18 protein-coding genes are annotated in these 21,748 nt (G+C 70.4%); 4 read left to right on the forward strand and 14 right to left on the reverse strand.

Translation table 11 applies throughout. The features are described 5' to 3' along the window. The 6 genes from D7Y15_RS28850 to D7Y15_RS28875 all read right to left on the reverse strand — a co-directional run. The coding region (locus tag D7Y15_RS28850) for a TAT-variant-translocated molybdopterin oxidoreductase (RefSeq protein ID WP_121754578.1) at positions 1 to 3,168 on the reverse strand (3,168 nt) is incomplete at its 3' end. After that, complete coding sequence (locus D7Y15_RS28855; protein ID WP_120578326.1) at positions 3,165 to 3,827, reverse strand: cytochrome c3 family protein; 663 nt, start codon at positions 3,825 to 3,827, stop codon at positions 3,165 to 3,167. The genes D7Y15_RS28855 and D7Y15_RS28850, both read right to left, overlap by 4 nt. A gap of 536 nt (positions 3,828 to 4,363) precedes the next feature. Then, on the reverse strand, positions 4,364 to 5,017 hold the full coding sequence (pdeM, locus tag D7Y15_RS28860; protein WP_121754565.1) for a ligase-associated DNA damage response endonuclease PdeM: 654 nt from the start codon (positions 5,015 to 5,017) through the stop codon (positions 4,364 to 4,366). Beyond that, positions 4,987 to 7,548, reverse strand: coding sequence for a ligase-associated DNA damage response DEXH box helicase (locus D7Y15_RS28865; RefSeq protein ID WP_121754566.1), 2,562 nt, complete (start codon positions 7,546 to 7,548; stop codon positions 4,987 to 4,989). Before D7Y15_RS28865 ends, pdeM begins: the two co-directional genes overlap by 31 nt. Continuing rightward, positions 7,535 to 9,133 carry an ATP-dependent DNA ligase gene (locus D7Y15_RS28870; protein WP_121754567.1) on the reverse strand — a complete coding sequence of 533 codons (1,599 nt, stop codon included), beginning with the start codon at positions 9,131 to 9,133 and terminating at the stop codon, positions 7,535 to 7,537. Before D7Y15_RS28870 ends, D7Y15_RS28865 begins: the two co-directional genes overlap by 14 nt. Before the next feature lie 3 nt (positions 9,134 to 9,136). Then, entirely contained in the window at positions 9,137 to 10,159 is a 1,023-nt protein-coding gene (locus D7Y15_RS28875; RefSeq protein ID WP_121754568.1) for a ligase-associated DNA damage response exonuclease, read from the reverse strand. Positions 10,160 to 10,358: 199 nt separating this feature from the next. Here D7Y15_RS28875 and D7Y15_RS28880 point away from each other — a divergent pair, with 199 nt between their 5' ends. The 3 genes from D7Y15_RS28880 (at position 10,359) to D7Y15_RS28890 (ending at position 13,396) form a co-directional block, all read left to right on the forward strand. Continuing rightward, the gene (locus D7Y15_RS28880; protein WP_211487027.1) at positions 10,359 to 11,267 is read left to right on the forward strand and encodes an SH3 domain-containing protein; all 909 of its coding nucleotides are present in this window, start codon (positions 10,359 to 10,361) and stop codon (positions 11,265 to 11,267) included. A 72-nt stretch (positions 11,268 to 11,339) separates the two neighbouring features. Then, positions 11,340 to 12,836 (forward strand): anthranilate synthase component I family protein, encoded by a 1,497-nt coding sequence (locus tag D7Y15_RS28885; RefSeq protein WP_121754570.1) that lies wholly within the window; start codon positions 11,340 to 11,342, stop codon positions 12,834 to 12,836. Continuing rightward, on the forward strand, positions 12,833 to 13,396 hold the full coding sequence (locus D7Y15_RS28890) for an aminodeoxychorismate/anthranilate synthase component II (RefSeq protein WP_120567444.1): 564 nt from the start codon (positions 12,833 to 12,835) through the stop codon (positions 13,394 to 13,396). Before D7Y15_RS28885 ends, D7Y15_RS28890 begins: the two co-directional genes overlap by 4 nt. A 6-nt stretch (positions 13,397 to 13,402) precedes the next feature. Here the strand turns inward: D7Y15_RS28890 and D7Y15_RS28895 are convergent, their stop codons facing one another. Genes D7Y15_RS28895 through aroF form a run of 8 tightly spaced genes read right to left on the reverse strand, consistent with a single transcriptional unit; the run spans position 13,403 to position 20,205 of the window. Further along, positions 13,403 to 13,999 carry a histidine phosphatase family protein gene (locus D7Y15_RS28895; RefSeq protein ID WP_121754579.1) on the reverse strand — a complete coding sequence of 199 codons (597 nt, stop codon included), beginning with the start codon at positions 13,997 to 13,999 and terminating at the stop codon, positions 13,403 to 13,405. Between the two features lie 51 nt (positions 14,000 to 14,050). Beyond that, the gene (locus D7Y15_RS28900; protein WP_120578334.1) at positions 14,051 to 14,602 is read right to left on the reverse strand and encodes a GNAT family N-acetyltransferase; all 552 of its coding nucleotides are present in this window, start codon (positions 14,600 to 14,602) and stop codon (positions 14,051 to 14,053) included. A 46-nt stretch (positions 14,603 to 14,648) separates the two neighbouring features. Further along, positions 14,649 to 15,440 (reverse strand): tryptophan synthase subunit alpha, encoded by a 792-nt coding sequence (gene trpA, locus D7Y15_RS28905; RefSeq protein WP_120578335.1) that lies wholly within the window; start codon positions 15,438 to 15,440, stop codon positions 14,649 to 14,651. Beyond that, on the reverse strand, positions 15,437 to 16,642 hold the full coding sequence (gene trpB, locus D7Y15_RS28910; RefSeq protein WP_121754571.1) for a tryptophan synthase subunit beta: 1,206 nt from the start codon (positions 16,640 to 16,642) through the stop codon (positions 15,437 to 15,439). Before trpB ends, trpA begins: the two co-directional genes overlap by 4 nt. 11 nt (positions 16,643 to 16,653) lie before the next feature. After that, positions 16,654 to 17,286, reverse strand: a complete 633-nt coding sequence (locus tag D7Y15_RS28915; RefSeq protein ID WP_121754572.1) for a phosphoribosylanthranilate isomerase — start codon at positions 17,284 to 17,286, stop codon at positions 16,654 to 16,656. After that, the gene (locus D7Y15_RS28920) at positions 17,283 to 18,101 is read right to left on the reverse strand and encodes an indole-3-glycerol phosphate synthase TrpC (RefSeq protein WP_120578338.1); all 819 of its coding nucleotides are present in this window, start codon (positions 18,099 to 18,101) and stop codon (positions 17,283 to 17,285) included. Before D7Y15_RS28920 ends, D7Y15_RS28915 begins: the two co-directional genes overlap by 4 nt. A gap of 58 nt (positions 18,102 to 18,159) precedes the next feature. Next, the gene (trpD, locus tag D7Y15_RS28925) at positions 18,160 to 19,176 is read right to left on the reverse strand and encodes an anthranilate phosphoribosyltransferase (protein WP_120578339.1); all 1,017 of its coding nucleotides are present in this window, start codon (positions 19,174 to 19,176) and stop codon (positions 18,160 to 18,162) included. A gap of 3 nt (positions 19,177 to 19,179) precedes the next feature. Beyond that, positions 19,180 to 20,205, reverse strand: coding sequence for a 3-deoxy-7-phosphoheptulonate synthase (aroF, locus tag D7Y15_RS28930; RefSeq protein WP_121754573.1), 1,026 nt, complete (start codon positions 20,203 to 20,205; stop codon positions 19,180 to 19,182). Between the two features lie 184 nt (positions 20,206 to 20,389). On the opposite strand from aroF, the gene D7Y15_RS28935 reads away from it, so the two are divergent. Continuing rightward, entirely contained in the window at positions 20,390 to 21,640 is a 1,251-nt protein-coding gene (locus tag D7Y15_RS28935; RefSeq protein WP_120578341.1) for an NAD(P)/FAD-dependent oxidoreductase, read from the forward strand. Positions 21,641 to 21,748 lie beyond the last annotated feature (108 nt).

Consider the following 21,748-nt stretch of genomic DNA (forward strand, 5'->3'; position numbering starts at 1 on the left):
TGAGCGTCTCGTGGGCTCGGAGATGGGTATAAGAGACAGGCGGGGGCGGGTGCCCAGCTCGTGCAGGAGCCGGTAGGCACGCTCGTCCTCTTGGAGCTGGGTGACGCGCTGGGCGGGGTCCGCCAGGGAGCCGAAGGCGATGGCCTGCGTGGGGCAGGTCTGCTGGCACGCCGTCTGGAGCTCCTTCTCCTGGATGAGGCGCTTCTCGACGCGCGCGTTGATGCGGACCCGCTCGATGCGCTGCACGCAGTAGGTGCACTTCTCCATGACGCCGCGGTTGCGCACCGTGACGTCCGGGTTCATCAGCATCTTCTCGGTCGGCGTCTTGCCCTGCGTGTAGTGCAGGTAGTTGAAGCGGCGGACCTTGTACGGGCAGTTGTTGGAGCAGTACCGCGTGCCGATGCAGCGGTTGTACACCATGTCGTTGAGGCCCTCGTCCGAGTGCACGGTGGCGTTCACCGGGCAGACGTACTCGCAGGGGGCCTTCTCGCAGTGCACGCACGCGACGGGCTGCATGACCATGGCGGGGTCGTTCTCATCGCCCTGGAAGTAGCGGTCGATGCGCAGCCAGTTCATCTCACGGCCGCGGCCCACCTGCTCCTTGCCCACGACGGGGATGTTGTTCTCCGCCTGGCACGCCACGACGCACGCGTTGCAGCCCGTGCAGCGCGACAGGTCGATGGACATGCCCCACTTGTAGCCCTCTTGCGGCGTCTTGGCGTAGTCGAAGTCGGGCAGGTTGTTCTGCTTGCCCAGCTCGTACTTGGCCTGGACGCGCTCCAGGGTGTGGGACGTCTCCTTCGACGGGTGCGCCAGCTCGCTGACGGACATGTCGAGCGCCAGCGGGCGGCCCTCCATGCGCCAGTGGTACTGGGTGCGGGAGAACTTGTGGCTGCCGCGGACCTTGGTCAGCTTCGCGCCGCCGTCGAACCAGGGGGCGTTCGTGGTGCGCAGCAGGTTGGCGTTGACGCCCACGCCCTTGGCCACGACCTCGTGGAGGCCGGTGCGGCCGTAGCCCAGCGCCACGGTGACGGTGTCGTCCGCGTTGCCGGGGAGGATGGTGACGGGGATCTGCAGCTTGCGGCCGCCGTACTCCAGCTCCGCGACGTGGCCGTTCTCCAGGCCCAGCTTCTTGGCCGTGGCCGGGCTGAGGATGGCGGCGTTGTCCCAGACGATCTTCGTGATGGGGTCCGGCGTCTCCTGGAGCCACGCGTTGTTGGCGAAGCGGCCGTCCAGCAGCTTGTAGTCGTGGACGAAGTTGATCTCCAGCTCACCGGCCGCGGGCGGCTGGTAGGCGGCGATCAGCGCGTTGGCGGCGCCCGCATCCGGGGTCGCGGTCGTCAGCGCGGAGGCAACGCTGCCGGGGACGACGCCCTCGGAGACCCAGGTCTCCCAGCGGGTCTCGAAGTCGGCGCGGCCGGCCTCGCCACCCTGCGCGGTCCAGTAGTCGCGGAGGATCTGGTAGGCGGGGCGGAAGGGCTCGTCGAGGAACAGCGCGTACAGCTCCGCTTCCGGCACGCCGTTGAAGAGCGGCTGGATGAGGGGCTGGGCGATGCTGACGGTGCCGTCCACCGCGCGGCCGTCGCTCCAGGTCTCCAGCTGGTGCGCCAGGGGCACGAACCAGTCGGCGAACTTGGAGGTCTCGTCCTCGTAGTGGCCCGCGTACAGGACGGACAGCGCCTTGCGGTTGGCGTTCTGCTTGGGGTCCAGCACCTCCGCCAGGCCCGCGTCCACCGGGAGGGCGTAGACGGGATTGGTGGCGGTGATGACCAGCGTGTCCACCTTGCCAGCCTTGATGTCCGCGACCAGGGCGCTGATCTCCGACAAGCCCGAGGCCTCCGGAGCGGCGGCCGGGACGACCTTCACGGTCGTGCCCACGTTGCCCAGCGCGCCGTTGATGGCCTGCGCCAGCGCGTGCACGGCGGCGGGCTGGCGCTCACCGGCGAGCACCACGGAGCGGCCGGCCTTGGACTTGAGGTCCTGGGCCACGGCCTGCACCCACGACTGGGTCTCCGGGCTCAGCGAGCCGGCCTTGCCGGACGCGGCGGCGCCCAGGCTGGCGGCGGCGCCACCCACGGCCTGCGCCAGCGCGGCGGCGACGGCGAAGACCTCGGAGGACTTCACGCGCTTGCGGTGGTCCGCCATGCCGCCGGTGATCGACATGCGCGATTCGGCGACGTACAGGCGGTTGAGCTCCCCGTTCTTCGGGTCGCGGCGGTCCGCGAACTGGCGGTTGAGGGCCAGGTTCTCCGGGCGGCTCTCCAGGAAGTCCGCGTCCAGGGAGACGATGACGTCCGCGCGGCTCAGGTCGTAGAGGGCCTGGACCGGCTGGCCGAACAGCGCGCGGTTCGCCTCGCCGGCGGCGGAGTCCGTGATGGACGAGAACGCGTGGAAGCGCGCGTTGGGCAGCTTCTTCTGGATGCGGCCCGTCACGTCGCGCAGCATCGGGGAGCTGATGGGCTCCGTGAGGAAGCGCAGGCGACTGCCACCGTCGGCCACGGCCCTCTGGCTGACGAGGGAGGAGATGTCCTCGGCCAGAACGCGCAGCGAGCGGGGGTTGTTGCCCTGGCGCAGCACGCGGGCGCGCTGCGGGTCATAGAGCGAGAGCAGGAACGCCTGCTCGAAGACGCCGGCAGCGCCCTGGTTGATGGGGTGCTGGGGGTTGCCTTCGATCTTCACCGGGCGGCCTTCGCGCGCGGTGATCAGCAGGCCGGAGGTGTGGCCTCCGAGCGTCATGCCGGACGCGTAGTGCAGCGGGTTGCCCGGGGTCACTTCCGGCGGCGTCTTCGTGTACGCCACCATCCGCTCATCCTGCGGACGGGTGCTGCACGCGGTGGCGCCAGCCAGGGCGAGCGACGCGCCCATCAGCTGCATGAACTCGCGGCGGGCGAAGCCGGTGGGGGGAAGGTCCGCGCCGACGGGGAATTCCGGGCGGGTCTCCTCCAGGAACTCCGGCGTGGCGAGCTTCTCCTCCAGGCCGAGCCAGTACGTCTTGCCGTACGCGCCCTCCGCGGCAACGGCGCGGGTGGAGGCGTGGTCGAGCGCTTCACCCACGACGTCGTCGTGGGAGTGCGCGTGGGGGGCGGCCTCGTTGCGGCCCGAGACGACCGGGAGCGCGAAGGACGAGGGGGTTTCCTGCGCGGGCGCGCTGTCAGGCTTGGTGTTCATCGGTGGCATGTGGAGCAGCTCGTGCGCGAGTGAACGTCGTATTCCTTGATGAGCGTCTCGGCGAGAGCTTCAGCTTCCGCCTTCGCCGCGGGGGGCGCCCAGGTCATGCTGGTGATGAACTCCGGGGGCCGGAGGTTGGGGCCGGGGTTGCGGTGGCAATCCAGGCACCAGCTCATCGTCAGCGGGGCGGACTGCTCGATGGCGCCCATCTGGTCCACTCGGCCGTGGCAGGTGGCGCAGCCGACGCCCTTGCCCACGTGGATGGAGTGGTTGAAGTAGACGAAGTCCGGCAGGTTGTGGACGCGGACCCAGGGGATGGGCTGGTCGGCGAAGAACGCCTTGCGGACCTCGGTGAGGTACGGGCTCTTGTTCCACACCTGCGCGTGGCAGGACATGCACACGGTGGTGGAGGGGATGCCCGCCGACGGGGATTTCTCCACCGACCAATGGCAGTAGCGACAGTCGATCTGCTCGTCACCGGCGTGGTGCCGGTGGTCGAACTCGATGGGCTGTTCCACCGGGCGCGCCTGATTGGTCACGAGCGGAGAGCGCACGTAGGCCAAGAGGCCGCCGATGGCGATGGCGGGCACGGCGAGGAGCATCGCGGCCGACAGGCGCGACACCGTATTCGTCCAGCGTGGGAAGAGAGGGCCGCTCATACCAGGACCAGGGGCAAGGGGACTGAAGGCGACATGAAAGCAGGGGTGGACGCGGGGAAACCGTTCGGCGCGGAAGTCAGGGGGGCCGTCCCGGTCCCGGTGGACCGGGCGGGCGGTGGCTCCTGGCGCTCAGACGGCAAGGCAGTCACGTCCAACGAACCTCTAGGATGGTGCCGTGGGCGCGGGTCCCTCATGAACTTCCCGACCCAATGCGGCGCGGGACCATCATTCATGAGCACGGCAGTGTCAACCATTCTGTGGGGAGTGGGAATAAGGAGCGCTTAGCACCTTCTGGGGCGGTTGCGACAAGTTGCCCGCGCGCGGTGATGAATCCCGCTTCTGGCGATCGGAAGGGAGCTTTGCGCGAGGAGACTCCTCCCTCTGGGATCAATCCCTTTCAGGGCGCGCGCTACAGGGTGCGACGGTCCGCGCCGCGCATGAATCGGGGCTACTGGGAGTCCGTGTCGACGGGTTCGCGGGTGTCATCGGTGGCGATGATCCGGAGGACGCGGCGGCGTTCGGCCTGGCTCATGGCGCTAGACCTCCACCACCGCGGTGCCGGCGATGGCGTAGACGCGGTCCTTCCTTCCCCGCCGCACGTCCATACCGCCCGTGAAGGCGCTGAACGCGGGCAGGATGCCCACGCCGGGGCCCAGGTGGAAGCAGGGCAGCCGCAGCCGGTCCGCCCCGCCCGACAGCCGCACCATGGGGTGGAGGTGCCCGGCCCAGACGTAGCGTCCGGTGGCCGGCTCCGGGTGGTGGGCGAAGCGGAACGGGCCTTCGTCTAATACCTCCGCGCGGTCCTCCATCCTCCAGGAGGGCGGAAGGGTCCGCACGTGGCGGTCATGGTTGCCGCGTATCAGCACGACTTCTAGTGATGCATGAGCTTCGCGCCAGGTATTCACGCGGCTGATGACGTCCGCGGTGAGCCCCTGGCGCGAGTGCACGAGGTCCCCCACCAATAGGAGTCGCCGGGCGCTGGTGGCGGTGAGGGCGGCTGAGAGGCGGGCCAGGTCGTCATCCAGGACCCCCAGGGGGAGGGGGATGCCGTGCTGCTGGAAGGACTCCGTCTTGCCCCAATGCAGGTCGGCCACCGCGAGCACGCCGGCCTCGGGCCAGTGCAAGGCCCGTTCCGGGAGCAGCTCCACGTCCACGTCCGCTACGCGGGTCTGGCATCGGCCTGGGACCATCGCTCCTTGAGGCGCTGCACGCGGTCCAGCAGGGATTCGTTGGACACGCTCGCGCTGATGCGCTCGACGACGAGCGGGAAGCCCAGCGGCGAGGGCCGGTGGACATGGACGACTTCGACGGGGTGCGCCTCCAGGCGCTCCAGGGTGCGCGCGAGCCGGCCCTGTTCGAACTGGTCCTCGAGGACCTCGCGGCGGGCCTGGCGCAGGAGGAGGTTGTCCGGGTCGTACTTCACGAAGACGTCATAGAGGAGCGCGGCGCTGGCCTGGACCTGGCGGGTGGATTTGCGCGCTCCGGGCAGGCCCGGCATCACCAGTCCGGCCACGCGGGCGATGTCGCGGAACTGCCGGCGCGCGAGCTCGCTCAGGTTCACGCTCTCCAGGATGTCCTCCACCAGGTGCTCGCGGGTGAAGAGGGCCGGGCGCAGGGCTTCATCGAAGGGGAACGGCGTGGAGGTGAGCAGCTCCAGGCCGTAGTCGTTCACGGACAGGCTGAAGGTGGCCTTCCGCAGGCGCGTGAGGCGCAGGGCGAGGAGCGCCGCCAGGCCTTCGTGCACGAGCCTTCCTTCAAAGGGATACAGGAAGAGGTGGTAGCCGTCCCGCGTGCGGCAGGTCTCCGCCAGACAGCGGCCGTCGCCGGGGATGCGGGACAGGCGGGCCTGTGCGTCGAGGATGGGCCATGCGGCGGCGACCTCGTCGCGGGTGACATCGCCCTGGCGCGCGGCCTCCAGCGTGCGGCGCATCGCGGACGCGAGCGAGGTGGACAGGGGCAGGCGGCTGCCGCCCCAGCGTGGCGTCTGGGTGGCCTTGGCCTTCGCGGGCTTCACGTACGCCGTCATGTCCTTGAAGCGGCTGAACTCCAGCCGGCGGCCCGCGAAGAGGAAGGTGTCTCCAGGCTTCAGGCGGCTGACGTAGGACTCCTCCACCGTGCCCAGGGTTCCGCCGCTCCAGTAGCGCAGCTGCACGGATGCGTCCGACGTGATGGTTCCGATGTTGAGCCGGTGCAGCCGGGCGAGGCGCGCGTCGGGCACGCGGAGGCGGCCGTCCACCTCCGCCACGCGGCGGAACTCCGGGTAGGCGCGCAGCGTGGGGCCGCCTTCGCGCACCAGGGTGAGGGCCTGGTCGAACTCCTCGTCGGTGAGGGACGCGTAGCTCGTGGCGGTGCGGACCTCGTCGCGCAGGGCCTCGCGGGTGAAGCCTCCTCCCAGTGCGCACGTCACCAGGTGCTGGGCCAGCACGTCGAGCGGCTTGGACAGGGGCGTGCGCGGCTCCACCTCGCGGCGCGCGATGGCGTCTCGGGCGGCGGCCATCTCCACCAGTTCGAGCGCGTGCGTGGGGACGAAGAGGATGCGGCACGTGGCTCCGGGACGGTGCGCGCTGCGGCCCGCGCGTTGGAGCGTGCGGCCGATGCCCTTGGGACTTCCTATCTGGATGACCCGCTCCACCGGGCCGAAGTCCACGCCCAGGTCCAGTGATGACGTGCACACGACGAGGCGCAGGCTCCCGTCCTTGATGCCTCCTTCCACGCGCTCTCGCTCCTCGCGGTCGATGGAACCATGGTGCAGCGCGAGCAGGTGTTCCCATTCGGGGCGCAGGAAGCGCAGGCCTTCGAACCAGCGCTCCGCCTGTGAGCGGGTGTTGGTGAAGAGGAGTGTGGACTGCGTGGGGTCCAACCAGTCCGCCACGCGTGGGAGCATGGTGAAGCCCAGGTGCCCGGCCCACGGGAAGGTGTCCACCTCCTCTGGCAGCAGCGTCTCCACGTGCACGGGGCGCTGCAGATCCGCGCTGACCAGCGTGGGCTTGCGGTCCGTGCCCACGACAGTGCGCGCGGCCTCCTCCAGATTGGTGAGCGTGGCGGACAGCGCCCAGATGCGCAGGCTCGGAGCGAAGTGGCGCAGGCGGGCCAGGGCCAGCTCCACCTGGGTGCCTCGCTTGGATGCGAGCAGTTCGTGCCACTCGTCCACGATGACGGCGCGCAGTGAGGCGAAGTTCTCCGCGGCCTGCTCCTGTGTCAGAAGGAGCGACAGGGACTCCGGCGTGGTGATGAGGACCTGAGGTAGGCGCTCGCGCTGACGTTGGCGCACGGAAGAGGACGTGTCGCCCGTGCGGCTCTCCACCTCCAGGTCCGTGTCCAATGCCATCAGCGGTTCGCGCAGGGCCTGCTCCACGTCACGCGACATGGCTCGCAGTGGCGTGAGGTAGAGGATTTGGAGGCCCTTCTGATTGCGCTCCGCCACGTCCGCCAGCGGGCCGAGGTATGCGGCGTATGTCTTGCCCGCGCCGGTGGGCACGTGGATGAGGCCGCTGTCTCCTCGTGCGTAGGCGGCCCACGCTTCTTCCTGGAAGGCGTAGGGCGTCCAGCCCTTGGATGCGAACCACTGGCGGAGTTGAGTCAGCGGCGTGCCTTTGTATGGGGATGGGCTTCGGGGCGCGGGACGCTTCGCGCGGGTTCTGGTGGGCTTCGGTGATTCAGCCTGCTTTTCCGGCGCGTGCTTGCCGCGCATGCGATTGCGGCGGGGCCTAGTGGGCTGCATGCAGCAGCCCCTTCAGCGAATCGAGCGTGTCCGCGTCCCTGGCCGTCTTGTCCGCGCGCCAGCGGGCGATGCGTGGGAAGCGCAGGGCGATGCCTGACTTGTGGCGCGGGGACGGGGCGATGGCTTCGAAGTGCAGCTCGAACACCTGCTCCGGATCCACCGAGCGCACCGGGCCGAACTTCTCCCGCGTGTGGGCGCGGATCCACCGGTCCAGCTTGCCAATCTCCTCGTCGGTGAGGCCCGAGTAGGCCTTCGTCACCGGGAGCAGGTCCTCGCCGTTCCACACCGCGAAGGTGTAGTCCGTGTAGAGCGACGAGCGCCGGCCGTGACCTGGATGCGCGTAGAGCAGCACCGCATCCACGGTGTACGGATCGATCTTCCACTTCCACCAATCGCCGCGCTTGCGCCCCGTCTGGTACACCGAGTCCAGGCGCTTGAGCATCAGGCCTTCGACGTTGCGAGCGCGGGACTCCTTTCGCAGCTCCGCCAGTTCTTCCCACGAAGCGGCTGTCACCGTGGGGGAGATGGGGAAGCGTGGGTGGTCCTTGAGCAGGGCCTCCAGCCTCGCGCGGCGCTCGCGCAGGGGCAGTTCTCGCAAGTCCTTTCCGTCCTGCTCCAGCAGGTCGTAGACGACGAACGCGGCGGGGGCCTCCGCCAGCACCTTGGGCGTGAGCTTCTGTCTGCCAATGCGGCGCTGGAGCCGGGCGAAGGGCAGGGGGACTCCGTCCTCGTAGGCCATCACCTCGCCGTCGAGTACCGTGCCTTCGGGCAGGGCCCGTGCGGCTTCGGTGATTTCGGGGAAGCGTTCGGTGATCAGCTCCTCGCCCCGGCTCCAGAGAAACACCTCGCCCTGGCGTCGGATGAGTTGGCCCCGGATGCCGTCCCACTTCCATTCGACGAGCCAGTCGCTCAATTCGCCCAGGGACTCCGCTGGCTGCTCCAGCGGCGACGCGAGGTAATACGGATATGGGCGCGACACGTGCCCGTCCGATACGTCCGGTGCCACGAGCTGTTCGAAGAACGCCTTCGTCGGCGTCCACGTGCCCATCAGCCGGTGCGCCACGCTGGGCGGGGGCAGGCCGGTGACCTGCGCGATGGCTCGCACCACCAGCGTGTTGGACACGCCCACGCGCAATTCGCCTGTGAGCATCTTGTTGAGGAGGAACAGCTCGCGGCGGGGCATGGACTTCCACCAGCCCACCACTCGCTCGCGCTGCTCCGCCGCGTCCAGGCCACGCAGGGGCAGCAGTCGCTCTTCCAACCAACGTGAGAGGGGAAGCTCCTCGGCGTGCTCGGGCGGGAGGTTCGCTCCGTCGAGCAGCAGGGCAATCACCTCCGCCAGGTCTCCCACCGACGCGTAGACCTCGTCGAAGAGCCAGCCCGGGATGCCCGTGAGCTCCTGCGTCCAGCCCACCAACAGCGTCGACGTGAGCAGACGCTTGAGCTTCTGACCCGTGAGGAAGAACAGTCCCCAGGCCGCGTCCTCCGGTGGCGTCCGCCGGAAGTAGCGCGCCATCGCCTCCACCTTCGCGTTGGTGGAGGTCGTCTGGTCGAGCGTGTCGTAGAGGTCGGCCAGGGCGCGCACGCGTCAGTCCTCCGCTTCGCCCTCGAAGGGCGTGGCGAGCGGCGAGGCATCCACGCCCCGCTCCCGCAGGTAGTGCGACAAGGGGTCGGTGTAGCCGTGCGTGACGAGCACCTTCTCCGCCTGTGTGTCCGCCACCGTGCGCAGCAGGTCCGGCCAGTCCGCGTGGTCGGAGAGCACGAAGCCCCGGTCGTAGCCTCGACGGCGCCGGTTGCCTCGCACGCGCATCCACCCCGACGCGAAGCCCGTCTCCGCTTCGCCGAAGCGGCGCATCCACGTGGAGCCGGCCGCGCTCGGCGGCGCCAGCACCAGCGCGCCCGCGAAGGACGTGCCCTTCTCTGTCTCCGACACCATCTGCGTGGGCAGCATCGCGATGCCCGCCTCGCGGTACGCGGTGACGAGCCCGTTCACCGCGCCGTGCACGTAGGCCGGCCGGTCCGTGAGCTTCCCCAGCTCCGCCAACAGGCGCTGTGCCTTGCCCAGCGCGTAGCAGAACAGCACCGCGGAGCGGCCCGCCTCGCGGTTCGCGTCCCACCAGCGCAGGATGTCCTGGGCCACGAGGCCCGTCTCATCCCAACGGTAGATGGGCAGGCCGAACGTCGCCTCGGTGATGAAGGTGTTGCAGCGCACCACTTCGAAGGGCGCGCACGTGGGGTCCGGCGTGCGCTTGTAGTCGCCGGAGATGGCCCAGACCTCGCCCCGGTGCTCGACGCGGATCTGCGCGCTGCCCAGCACGTGGCCCGCGGGGTGGAAGCTCACGGTGGTGTCGCCCACGGTCAGCTTCTCGCCGTACTCCAGCGTGTCGATGACCGCGTCCGCTCCCAGGCGGCGCTGCAACAGGCCTCGGCCGGGAGCTGCCCCCAGGTAGCGTTTGCTCCCGCTTCGGGCGTGGTCGCCGTGCGCGTGCGTGACGAGCGCCCGCTCCACCGGACGCCATGGGTCGATGTGGAAGTTCCCCGCCTGGCAGTACAGCCCCTGCGGCGTCACGGAAACCAGCGGCGTTCGTTCCTGGTGGGTCGCGGTGGCCACGGTCCTCTAGAGGTAACGAGGCCTTGGAGCAGGGGCCACCCACGGCCGGACCCTCTCGCGCGCTCCGCTGACAAGGGGGCGGGCGGCCGTCCTGACCCTGCTTGCGCTCCAAACGACGAAGCCAGGGACCAGAGGGCCCCTTGGATGGTGGGCGTGGACAGGGGATAAACCCGGAAACCCCAACCTCGGACCCTTTGTGATGACGCCGTCCGCGCTTCTCTTGTCCCTCTTCCTGACGCAAGAACCGGACTCCGAGACGGTGCTCGAATACCGCGCCGCGATGGCGGAGGAGGGCGCCGCGCCGGCCCCCGAGAGCTTCGAGTTCACCTCCTTCGAAGCGGGGCAGACGGTCTACCTGGGCGTGGACGAGGGGAACCTGCGCGCGAACGCGGCGGCGGACGCGGCCGTGGTCCAGACGTTGATGCTGGGCACGCCCGTGAAGGTGGTGAAGGCGGGGACCCGCGCGAAGGTCGGGGAGTACGTCAACACCTGGTACCAGGTGGCGGTGGTGGACGCGAAGGCGCCCGCGGGTGCCGCGCCCGTCACGGGCTGGGTGTTCGGCAACACGCTCACTCCATTCCGCATCGAGGCCGACCTGGACGGGGACGGTGAGATGGAAGTGGCCACGGTGGTGATGAGCAACGAGTTCAAGGCTCGCGTGCGCGTGCTGGAGCCGAACGTGAAGCCGCCCCGGCGCGTGAGCAGCGTGGACGTGCAGGTGGCCTCCACGGCCTACGGTGAAGGCCATGGCGGTCCGGTGAAGATGCGCCTGGTTCCCGCGAAGAAGGCGGGCGTGGCGCTGCTGGAGATGGAGTCCACGCCGGAGCGCTGCGGGGACTTCATCACCACGTACGTGAGCTACACGCAGGCGGACGGGAAGAAGGCGAAGGGCGTGCTCGGCAAGGCGAAGCTCGCGCTGGAGGCGGCCGGGCTGTCGGACGCGCCGAACTTCAGCACCTTCAAGGTGGCCTTCCAGGCGGCCGCGAAGCAGGCCGTGGTGACGCGCAAGACCGTCGAGGAAGAGGAAGAAGGCAAGGCGTGGACGGTTACGGCGCGCGAGGTCTATCAGTGGAATGACGGCGTGTTCACGAAGGTGAAGAAGCCGTAGGTGCAGGGCCCGGAAGGCCGGGCACCCGGGAGCCCCTCCGGGTGAAGGAAGAGGGGGTCAGGGCAATCGACCATGGATGCGCAGGAGCGGAAGGCAGCCTACCGGCAGCGCGCGGAAGCAGGCCAGGCGGTGCCGGTGTCGGTAGAGTTGCCGGCGGACCTGGATACACCGCTGTCGGCATACCTGAAGCTGGGCGGTGGAAGCCGCGGCTTCATCCTCGAGTCGTGCTACGGCGGCGAGCGCTTCGGGCGCTACAGCCACGTGGGCGTGAACCCGGCGGGCCGCGTGCGGCTGGACCGCGACGGGCTCACGTTGTGGCGTGGCTCGCATGAGGAGCGTCGCGAGGGCCGGCCGCTGGACGTGCTGCGCACGCTGTGGCGCGAGCTGTCCGTGGCGACGCTGCCGGGCGAGGCGCCCTTCCTGGGCGGGCTCGTGGGCTACCTGGGCTACAACGCCACGTCGTGGTTCGAGCCGAGCGTGCCGGACCGCCATCCGCGCGACACGGGCTTCCCGGACTCCGAGTGGCTCATCGCGGAGGACTTCGTCACCCACGACACGCGCACCCAGACGCTCAAGGCCATCACCATCGCTCGGCCCGCGCTGCACGGCAGTGTCGCGGCGGCGCTGAAGGACGCGGAAGGACGCGCGGAGGCAATGGCGGAGAAGCTGCGCCGGCCGCTGCCGCAGGAGGCCTACGCCGCAGTCCCCGCGCAGAAGAACGCGCCGGCCCCCGTCGCGTGCTGGGACCGCGAGGGCTACGCCCGGGCGGTGGAGAAGGTGCAGGAGTACGTGCGCGCGGGCGACTGCTTCCAGGCGGTGCTCGCGCGCAGGTTCGAGGCGAAGGGCGCCATCCCTCCGCTGTCGCTCTACCGGGCGCTGCGGCGCGTGAATCCGTCTCCGTACCTGTTCCTGGTGGACCTGGGCGAGGCGCGCGCGCTGGTGGGCGCGTCACCGGAGTTGCTGGTGCAGGTGCGCGATGGGGATGTGGTGGTGCGGCCCATCGCGGGCACTCGCCGCCGGGGCGGCTCCGAGGCCGAGGACCAGGCGCTGGAGAAGGAGTTGCTCGCGGACGAGAAGGAGCGCGCCGAGCACATCATGCTGGTGGACCTGGGGCGCAACGACGTGGGCCGGGTGGCCGCGCCGGGCACGGTGCGCATCGAGGACCTGATGATCATCGAGCGCTACAGCCACGTGATGCACATCGTGTCCCAGGTGCGCGGCAAGCTGGACACCACGCGCTTCGACGCGCTGGACGCGCTGGCGAGCACCTTCCCCGCGGGCACTGTTTCAGGCGCACCGAAGATCCGCGCGATGCAGATCATCGACGAGTTGGAGCCCATGCGGCGCGGGCCCTATGCCGGCGCGGTGGGCTACCTGTCCTTCTGCGGCACGCTGGATGTGGCCATCGCGCTGCGCACCTTCTTCGTGGATGGCGACCGCACCATGTGGACCGCCGGGGCGGGGCTGGTGGCGGACTCGGACCCCATGAAGGAAGCGGACGAGACGGAGGCGAAGGCGGGCGCCATGGCCGCCGCGCTGCGCCTGGCTCGCGAAGGAGGTGGGCGGTGATCCTCGTCATCGACAACTACGACTCGTTCACCTTCAACCTGGTGCAGTTGCTCTACACGCTGGGCGCGGAAGTGAAGGTCGTGCGCAACGACGCGCTGGATGTCGCGGGCATCGCGGCGTCGGGCGCGTCCCACCTGGTGGTGTCCCCGGGGCCGTGCACGCCGCACGAGGCCGGGGTGAGCGTGGCGGCCATCTCCCAGTCTCGAGTGCCGGTGCTGGGCGTGTGCCTGGGACACCAGTCCATTGGTGCTGCGTTTGGCGGGCAGGTGGTGCGCGCACCGGAGCCCGTGCACGGCAAGGCGGCGCACATCCGGCACGGCGGCACCGGCGTCTTCACCGGCATGCGGCAGGGCTTCCAGGCGGCGCGCTACCACTCGCTGGTGGTGGCGGCGGAGTCCATGCCCGCGGAGTTGGAGGCCACCGCGTGGAGCCAGGATGGCCTGGTGATGGCGCTGCGTCACCGCACGCGGCCGGTGGTGGGCCTGCAGTTCCACCCAGAGAGCGTGCTGACGCCGGAAGGCCCGTCGCTGGTGCGCAACTTCCTGGAGGGGAAGCTGTAGCGGGCGTCAGTCCTTCAGGTGCGTGGTGTCGTTCCAGCTCACGAGGACCGGCTGTTTGCCGCCGGCCTCGGAGCCCAGCACGCTGATGGACGCAGTGCCCAGGTGGAAGAGCCTGCCTCCGTCCGGGGGCAGGCCCAGCCAGCGCGAGGCGAGGATGCGCAGCATGTGCCCGTGCGAGAAGAGGAGGACGTCGTCCTGGAGCGCGCGCGCCTCCGCGATGATGCGGTCGGCTCGGGTGCCCACGTCCTCCAGCGTTTCGCCATTGGGCACGCCGTCCGTCCACAGCGTCCAGTCCGGGCGCGTGGTCCGGATGTCCGCGCCGGTGCGGCCCTCGTAGTCGCCGTAGTTGAACTCCATCAGGTCGTTCTTCTTCTGGGCCACGTCGCCGTAGCCCGCGAGCACGCACGTCTCCTGCGCGCGCGTCAGCGGGCTGGTCCACACGGCGGCGAAGCGCCACTTGCTCAGCGGCGCGTGGAGCCGCTCCGCCATCTGGCGGCCCTCTTCCAACAGCGGCAGGTCCGTGCGGCCGGTGTGCTGGCTGCTGCGGCTCCACTCCGTCTCACCGTGACGGACGAGGACCACCTGGGGGGCGCGTGTGTTCATGGCGCCAATCTGTGTCAGCCCGTGGCGGGACGGGAGGGAAAAGTGCACGCGCTACCGCTTGCGTGTCCGCCACTCCTCACGGCTCTGACCCCAGATCTCCACCTCGTGGTCGTTGTAGGGCGCGGGCAGCATGCCCATGCGCAGGAAGCGTGAACCCAGCCGGCGGGCCACCTGCTTCGACGGCTCGTTCGGAGGGGAGATGGAGTGGATGACCTCCGTCCACCCGAGATGGTCGAAGGCCCAGTCGATGGTGGCCGCCGCGCCCTCCGTCGCGTAGCCCTTGCCCCACGCGTCGCGAGACAGGCCCCAGCCGACCTCCGGGCCCGGCCACTCCGCGGGTTGCCAGGGCCCGAGCCGGCCCACCCACTTGCCGGTGGACTTCTCGAACACGGAGAACATGGCGAAGCCCTGGAGCACCCAGGAGCCGGCCATGGCGCAGACGGCGCGCCACACGTTGGAGCGGGGCTGGAGGCCGCCGATGTACCGGGCGGACTCCTCGTCCGCCATCATCGCCACGAAGCCCTCCAGGTCCTGGAGCGTGGGAGGACGCAGGATGAGGCGCGGCGTTTCGAGGGTGGGCCCCAGGATGGGCGGGGTGTGCATGTCCGGTCTCCTGGCGCCGGCGACGTGCCGGCGCGTGGAGCGGACCTTAGCGCTTCAGGCCGCGCTTGATGTCCGCGCAGAGCTGCTTCGCCGCGGCCGGACCGTCCGAGTGGGCGGCCTTCACCAGCGCGCTGCCCACGACGACGCCGTCCGCGTGGGCCACCAGCGGCCGGGCCGTTTCCGCGTTGGAGATGCCGAAGCCCGCCACCACCGGCACGGACGCGGCGCGCTTCACCAGGTCCAGCCGCTGGGACAGGTCCGGCGGCAGCTCCGCGCGCATGCCGGTGACGCCCGCCACGGACACGCAATAGACGAAGCCTCGCGCGTCCTTCGCGATGGCCTCCGCGCGCGCGGGCGGCGTCGTGGGCGCGCACAGCGGCACCAGGTCCACGCCCTCCTTGTCGAACGCGGCGCGGATGCTCGCGCTCTCCTCGGGTGGCAGGTCCGGGAGGATGGTGCCCACGATGCCCCGCTCGCGCGCGAGCTTCGCGTAGCGCTCCTCGCCCATGGCCATCACCACGTTGACGTAGGTCATGATGACCAGCGGCGTCTCCGGGCAGCGGCGGCGCACCTCCGGCACCACTTCGTCCAGCACGCGGCGCAGGGTGGCTCCGGCCTTCAGCGCCCGCTCCGACGCGGCCTGGATGACGGGGCCGTCCGCGATGGGGTCGCTGAACGCCACGCCAATCTCCAGCACGTCCGCGCCGCCCTCCACCATGGCGGCGAACACGTCCACGGACTTCGGCAGGTCCGGGTCGCCCGCCATCGCGTACGCCACCAGCGCGCCTTCTCCGCGGGCCTTTGCCTTCGCGAACGCCTTGCCCAGCTCCGTGCTCATGACTTCACCCCCGTCGCAGGCGGCACTCCGCGCGCCGAGATGGTCGCCACGTCCTTGTCACCCCGGCCCGAGCAGTTGATGACCAGGTGCTTGCCCTTGCCCATGTCGCGGGCCAGCGAGCGCGCCGCCGCGAACGCGTGCGACGTCTCCAGCGCGGGGAGGATGCCCTCCGAGCGCGCGACCTCGTAGAAGGCGGTGAGCGCCTCGTCGTCCGTCGCGGTGCGCACCTCCATGCGTCCCGTCTTCGCCAGGTGCGCCAGCTCCGGCCCCACGCCCGGGTAGTCCAGACCGGCGGAGATGCTGTGCGCCTCCTGAATCTGGCCGTTCTCGTCCTGGAGCACCAGCGAGCGCGAGCCGTGCAGCACGCCCTCCGTGCCCAGCGTCAGCGACGCGCCGTGCTGGCCGGAGTCCAGGCCGTGGCCTCCCGCCTCCACGCCGACGAGCCGCACCGCCGTGTCCGGGATGAAGGGGTGCAGCGCGCCGATGGCGTTCGAGCCGCCGCCCACGCACGCGATGATAGCGTCCGGCAGCCGGCCCATCGTGGCCAGCGTCTGGGCGCGAATCTCGCGGCCGATGACGGCTTGGAAGTCGCGCACGATGGTGGGGTAGGGGTGCGGGCCCGCCGCGCTGCCGATGACGTAGTAGGTGTCCTGCACCTGCGACACCCAGACGCGCATGGCTTCGTTCATCGCGTCCTTGAGCGTGCGCGAGCCCGACTCCACCGGCCGAACCACCGCGCCCAGCGCGCGCATGCGGAAGACGTTGAGCGCCTGGCGCTCCACGTCCAGCGCGCCCATGAACACCTCGCAGGGCAGTCCGAAGAGCGCGCACGCGGTGGCGGTGGCCACGCCGTGCTGGCCCGCGCCCGTCTCCGCGATGATGCGCTTCTTGCCCATGCGCCGGGCGAGCAGCACCTGGCCCACGGTGTTGTTGATTTTGTGCGCGCCCGTGTGCGCCAGGTCCTCGCGCTTGAGCCACACCTGCGCGCCACCCCACGACTCCGTGAGGCGGTGCGCTGGCGTCAGCGTGGTGGGACGGCCCACGTATTCGCGCAGCACACGGCTCACTTCCTCGCCGAAGGACGCGTCCTGCTGCGCCTTCGCGTAGGCCTCTTCCAGCTCCAGCAGCGCCGGGACCAGGGTCTCCGGCACATAGCGTCCGCCGTAACGGCCGAAGCGGCCCACGGCAGTGTCCGTCGTCATGGCACGACTCCTCAGAGGTTGAGGGACTGGACCGTGCGCACGAAGGCGCGCACCGCGTCCAGGTCCTTGATGCCAGGGGAGGACTCCACTCCGCTGGCCACGTCCACACCGTAGGGCCGGGTGGCCTTCACGGCCTCGGCCACGTTGGAAGGCTTGAGGCCGCCCGCCACCAGCACCGGCAGGCCGCAGTCCGACAGCTGCTTCACCAGCGCCCAGTCGAAGGTGACGCCGCCACCGCCGTAGCCCGGGGCCGCGCCGTCCAGGAGCAGCCCCGCGACATCACCCACGCCCACGTAGCTTCTGGCCTTCTCCACGTCGTCCGGCCCGCGCACGCGCAGCGCCTTGATGACGGGCACGCCGTAGCCGGAGCAGTCCTCGGGGGACTCGTCGCCGTGGAGCTGCACGGTGGTGAGGCCGCATTCGCGCACGCGCACCCGGATGTCCTCCGGCTTCGCGTTGACGAACACGCCCACCATCGCGGCCAACGGAGGCCGCGTGCGTGCGAGCTCCGCCGCCGTGGCCAGGTCCACGAAGCGGGGGGAACCCGGATGGAAGTTGAGTCCCATCGCGTCCGCGCCCGCGGCCCACACGCCTTTCGCGTCCGCGACGCGCGTCACGCCGCAGACCTTCACCAGGACCCTCATGTCCCGTCGCCTTCCAGCCCAAGCAGCCGTCGCAGGGCACGGCCGGGGTCCGCGTCGCGCAGGAGGGATTCGCCCACGAGCACGGCGTTGGCGCCCGCGTCGCGCGCGGCGGTGAGGTCCGCCAGGTGCTTGAGGCCGCTCTCCGCCACCAGCGCGGTGGACCGGGAGCGCAGCGCGGGCATCACCCGGAGCGCGGTGCCGGTGTCCGTCTTCAGCGTGGCGAGGTTGCGGTTGTTGAGGCCGATGATGCTCGCGCCCGCGGCGAGTGCGCGTTCGGCGTGCGCCTCCGTGTGGGCTTCCACGAGCGCGGCCACGCGCACCTGCTTCGCCGCGGCGATCATCTCCCGGAGCTCCGAATCCCCGAGCGCATCCGCGATGAGCAGCACCGCGTCCGCGCCCCAGGCCGCGCTCTCCTCCACCTCGCTGGCGGCGACGAGGAAGTCCTTGCGCAGCACGGGGATGGAGACGGCGGCCCGGACCGCGACCAGGTCCTCCAGGCTGCCGCCGAAGTCCGGCCCGTCCGTGAGCACGCTGATGGCGCAGGCACCCGCGGCTTCGTAGGAACGGGCCACCGCGACCACGTCCGCGTGGGGGAAGTCGCCGCCCGAAGGGCTCTTGCGCTTCACCTCCGCGATGACGTTGACCGGATGTCCGAGCGTGCGCCGCACCAGCGCCTGCGCGAAGTCCCGCGTCGGGGGATGCGCGCCGTGCGTGGGCAGCGGGCGGGTGCCCAGCTCCCGGCGCTTGCGCGCCATGATGACGTCCAGCGTGCCCGGTGCTTCAACGGGCTTCGCTGCCGAAGTGGAGGTCGTCATGACGGGATGCCTCGCGTGCGGAGGCGCGCAGCCAGTTTCGGTTTGGAAGTGCGCGCCGTCATGCCGCGACCCTCTGGATGAGCGCCGCGAGCTTGCGTTCGGCGGCCCCGGAGTCGATGGCGTGCTCGGCCCGCTTCACACCTTCCTTCAGGGTGTCCACGAGCCCCACGATGAGCAGCGCGGCGGCCGCGTTGAGCAGCACCGCCGTACGCACTCCGTCACGCTCTCCCGCGAGCAACCCGCGCAGGCGCTTCGCGTTCTCGTCCGCGTCGCCTCCCGCGATGGACTCTCGCGGCACCGTCGTCAGGCCCGCGTCCTCCGGCGTCACGGTGAAGCGGCGCACGGTGCCGTCCGCGCACAGCTCCGCGACCTCCGTGGGCGCGCACGGCGAAATCTCATCCAGCCCGTCGTGTCCGTGCACCACCCAGGCGCGCCGGCTGCCCAGGCGCCCCAGCACGCGCGCGGTCTGCTCCACGCGCTGCCGGTCGAACGTGCCCAGCAGTTGGTAGCGCGCGCCCGCGGGGTTCGTCAGCGGCCCCAGCAGGTTGAACACGCTGTGGAAGCCCAGGTCCCTGCGCGCCTGCGCCACGTGCCTCAGCGCACTGTGGTGCGAGGGCGCGAAGAGGAAGCCCACCCCGTGCTCGTCGATGTCTCGCGCCACCTGCGCGTGCGCCCGCTCCATGGACACGCCCAGCGCCGCCAGCACGTCCGCGCTGCCGCAGCGACTGGAGACCGCGCGGTTGCCGTGCTTGGCCACCGTCACCCCCGCCCCGGCGGCCACGAAGGCCACCGCGGTGGAGATGTTGAAGGTGTGCGCTCCGTCACCCCCCGTACCGCAGGTGTCGAGCACCACCTCCGCCAGGGGAGCAATCTTCGCCGCGCAGGCGCGCATGGCCTCCGCCGCGCCGAGGATTTCGTCCTCGGTCTCTCCCTTCATGCGCAGCGCGGCCGCCAGCGCACCGACCTGCGCGGCGGATGCCTCGCCCGCGAGCATCTGGCCCATCACGGAGGCCATCTCCTCGCGGGAGAGGTCGCGCCGGCCCACTACCTTGCCCAGCGCTTCCTTGAGTGTCATGGCCTATCCCAGCCTGACCATTTCGCGTCCCATCGCCTGGGCGATGGCCCGCACTTCACCCATGGCCTTCTCGAACTCGGAGAAGTCCAGCGACTGGAAGCCGTCCGACCTGGCGCGCGGCGGATCCGGATGCACCTCCACGATGAGGCCGTCCGCGCCCGCGGCGACCGCGGCCCGCATCATCGCGGGGACGGCCTTGCGCACGCCGATGCCGTGCGACGGGTCCACGAACACCGGCAGGTGCGTGAGCGCCTTGAGCATGGGCACCGCGTTCAAATCCAACGTGTTGCGCGTCATGTTCTCGAACGTGCGGATGCCCCGCTCGCAGAGGATGACCTGGGTGTTTCCTCGCGCGACGATGTACTCGGCCGCCATCAAGAGCTCCTTGATGGTGGCGCTGATGCCGCGCTTGAGCAGCACGGGCTTGCGCGTCTCGCCCACCGCCTCCAGCAGGCTGAAGTTCTGCATGTTGCGCGCGCCCACCTGGAGGATGTCGGTGTGCTGCGCGACGGAGTCCAGCGTCGCCGTGTCCTTCACCTCCGTCGTCACCAGCAGGCCCGTCTCCTTGCGAGCCTCCGCGAGCAGCGCCAGGCCGTCACCCTTGAGGCCCTGGAACTCATAGGGGCTGGTGCGCGGCTTGAACGCGCCGCCGCGCAGCATGGTGGCGCCCGCCTGCTTCACCGCCTGCGCGGTGGAGATGATCTGCTCGCGCGACTCCACGGAGCAGGGACCCGCGATGACGTGGATGGCCGCGCCGCCGAGCGTGAGGTCGCCCACGCGCACCAGGCTGTCCTCCGGCTTCACCTCGCGGCTGACCAGCTTGAACGGCTGGGAGATGGCGACCGCGTCCGCGACGCCGGGCAGCACGCGGAAGGGCTCCGGCTCCACCGCGCCCGGGTTGCCGGTGATGCCGATGGCGGTGCGAGAGCCCCCTGCGATCGCGTGCGGATGCCAGCCACGGCGGCGGATCTCATCGTTCACTCGCTCGATGTCCTGGTCCGTCGCGTCTGGGCGCATCACGATCAGCATGGGGAACTCCTGCTCTTTCTCTCCAAAGGGCACGCGGGCGGATGCCTGCGTGGGTGTGCCTGGAGCACCGTGCACACGGCAACCTTTGCCGTAACTGTCGGATGCCCGCAACCGAACCAGAGTCTTGCTTGCACGTCCTGGCGTTATCAAGCCAGGGTCCGAACGCTCGTACGGAAGGCGGACCATGGCGAAGCGGCCCGGGGTCATCGTGGTGGGTGGGGGGCTCGCGGGCCTGGCGTGTGCGACGGCGCTGCTCGAGGCCCGCGTGGACGCGCACGTGCTGGAAGCAGGGGACTCACCGGGCGGAAGAGTGCGCACCGACTCGCACGAAGGGTTCCTGCTGGACCGGGGCTTCCAGGTGTACCTCACCGCCTACCCGGAAGGTCAGCGGGTGCTGGACCTGAAGGCCCTCTCGCTCCAACGCTTCATCCCCGGCGCGAAGGTGTGGCGGGGTGGGCGGCTGCACACGCTTGCGGACCCGTTGCGGCATCCCGTCACGGCGGTGTCGCATCTGTTCGACGCACCAGGAGGTCTGTCGGACAAGCTGCGCGTGTTGGAGCTGCGGCAGCACGCGACGTCTGGCGAATTGGGCGACTTGTGGCAGCGGCCCCAGCAGGAGTCGCGGCGCTTCCTGCTGGACCTGGGCTTCTCCGAGGAGATGCTCGAAGCGTTCTTCACGCCCTTCCTCGGCGGCATCTTCCTGGAGCGAGGGCTGACGACGTCCAGCCGGATGCTGGAGTTCGTGTTCCGGATGTTCTCCACGGGCTACGCGTCCGTGCCCGCGCAAGGGATGGGCGCCATCCCCGAACAGCTGGCGGCGAAGCTGCCCTCAGGCGCGCTGCGGATGCGCGTGCGCGTGGAGGAGGTCTGGGGGCACCGCGTGCGCCTGCCGGGCAGTGAGCTGCTGCACGCGGACGCCGTGGTGGTGGCGACGGACCCAGGCAGCGCGGCGTCGCTGCTCGTGGGCATGCCCGCGCCCCGGATGAACCGCGTGACGTGTCTGTACTTCGCGGCGCCGGAGCCGCCGGTGGAGGGGCCGTGGCTCGTGCTCAATGGTGAGGGGCGCGGACCGGTGAACAACGTGGCGGTGATGAGCGAGGTCTCCGCCGCGTACGCACCCCCAGGCCAGGCGCTGGTGTCCGTGTCGGTGGTGGACGACCCGGGCGGCGAGGACTCACTGGAGGCGCGTGTGCGTGCGCAGCTCACGGAGTGGTTCGGCGCGGCGGTGTCCGCGTGGCGGCATCTGCGCACGTACACGCTCGCGGAGGCACTGCCCGCGCAGCCTCCGTCCGCGCTGGTGGAGCCGCACCGGCCCGTGCGGCTGGCCGCGGGGCTCTACGTGTGCGGAGACCACCGCGAGAACGCGTCCATCGACGGAGCGCTCGCGTCGGGGCGCCGCGCGGCGGAGGCGGTGTTGCAGGACCTGGGGAGATAGTCCTCCGTTGTTGCCTGCGAAGCTGCGCGTTGCCTTCCAGACAACACCTTGCGTGAGGGCAAAACCGCGAAGGAAGGGAGACCAGCCAGCCAGGCCCCGGACAGCTGG

It is taken from the genome of Corallococcus sp. AB030 (assembly GCF_003668965.1).
Lineage (GTDB): Bacteria > Myxococcota > Myxococcia > Myxococcales > Myxococcaceae > Corallococcus > Corallococcus exiguus.

What these genes read in the sequence shown, in the direction of transcription:
- D7Y15_RS28855 (WP_120578326.1), bottom strand. Translation starts at nt 3,827, where the DNA reads ATGAGCGGCCCTCTCTTCCCACGCTGGACGAATACGGTGTCGCGCCTG.
- pdeM (WP_121754565.1), bottom strand. Translation starts at nt 5,017, where the DNA reads ATGGTCCCAGGCCGATGCCAGACCCGCGTAGCGGACGTGGACGTGGAG.
- D7Y15_RS28865 (WP_121754566.1), bottom strand. Translation starts at nt 7,548, where the DNA reads ATGCAGCCCACTAGGCCCCGCCGCAATCGCATGCGCGGCAAGCACGCG.
- D7Y15_RS28880 (WP_211487027.1), top strand. Translation starts at nt 10,359, where the DNA reads ATGACGCCGTCCGCGCTTCTCTTGTCCCTCTTCCTGACGCAAGAACCG.
- D7Y15_RS28885 (WP_121754570.1), top strand. Translation starts at nt 11,340, where the DNA reads ATGGATGCGCAGGAGCGGAAGGCAGCCTACCGGCAGCGCGCGGAAGCA.
- D7Y15_RS28895 (WP_121754579.1), bottom strand. Translation starts at nt 13,999, where the DNA reads ATGAACACACGCGCCCCCCAGGTGGTCCTCGTCCGTCACGGTGAGACG.
- D7Y15_RS28900 (WP_120578334.1), bottom strand. Translation starts at nt 14,602, where the DNA reads ATGCACACCCCGCCCATCCTGGGGCCCACCCTCGAAACGCCGCGCCTC.
- trpA (WP_120578335.1), bottom strand. Translation starts at nt 15,440, where the DNA reads ATGAGCACGGAGCTGGGCAAGGCGTTCGCGAAGGCAAAGGCCCGCGGA.
- trpB (WP_121754571.1), bottom strand. Translation starts at nt 16,642, where the DNA reads ATGACGACGGACACTGCCGTGGGCCGCTTCGGCCGTTACGGCGGACGC.
- D7Y15_RS28915 (WP_121754572.1), bottom strand. Translation starts at nt 17,286, where the DNA reads ATGAGGGTCCTGGTGAAGGTCTGCGGCGTGACGCGCGTCGCGGACGCG.
- D7Y15_RS28920 (WP_120578338.1), bottom strand. Translation starts at nt 18,101, where the DNA reads ATGACGACCTCCACTTCGGCAGCGAAGCCCGTTGAAGCACCGGGCACG.
- trpD (WP_120578339.1), bottom strand. Translation starts at nt 19,176, where the DNA reads ATGACACTCAAGGAAGCGCTGGGCAAGGTAGTGGGCCGGCGCGACCTC.
- aroF (WP_121754573.1), bottom strand. Translation starts at nt 20,205, where the DNA reads ATGCTGATCGTGATGCGCCCAGACGCGACGGACCAGGACATCGAGCGA.
- D7Y15_RS28935 (WP_120578341.1), top strand. Translation starts at nt 20,390, where the DNA reads ATGGCGAAGCGGCCCGGGGTCATCGTGGTGGGTGGGGGGCTCGCGGGC.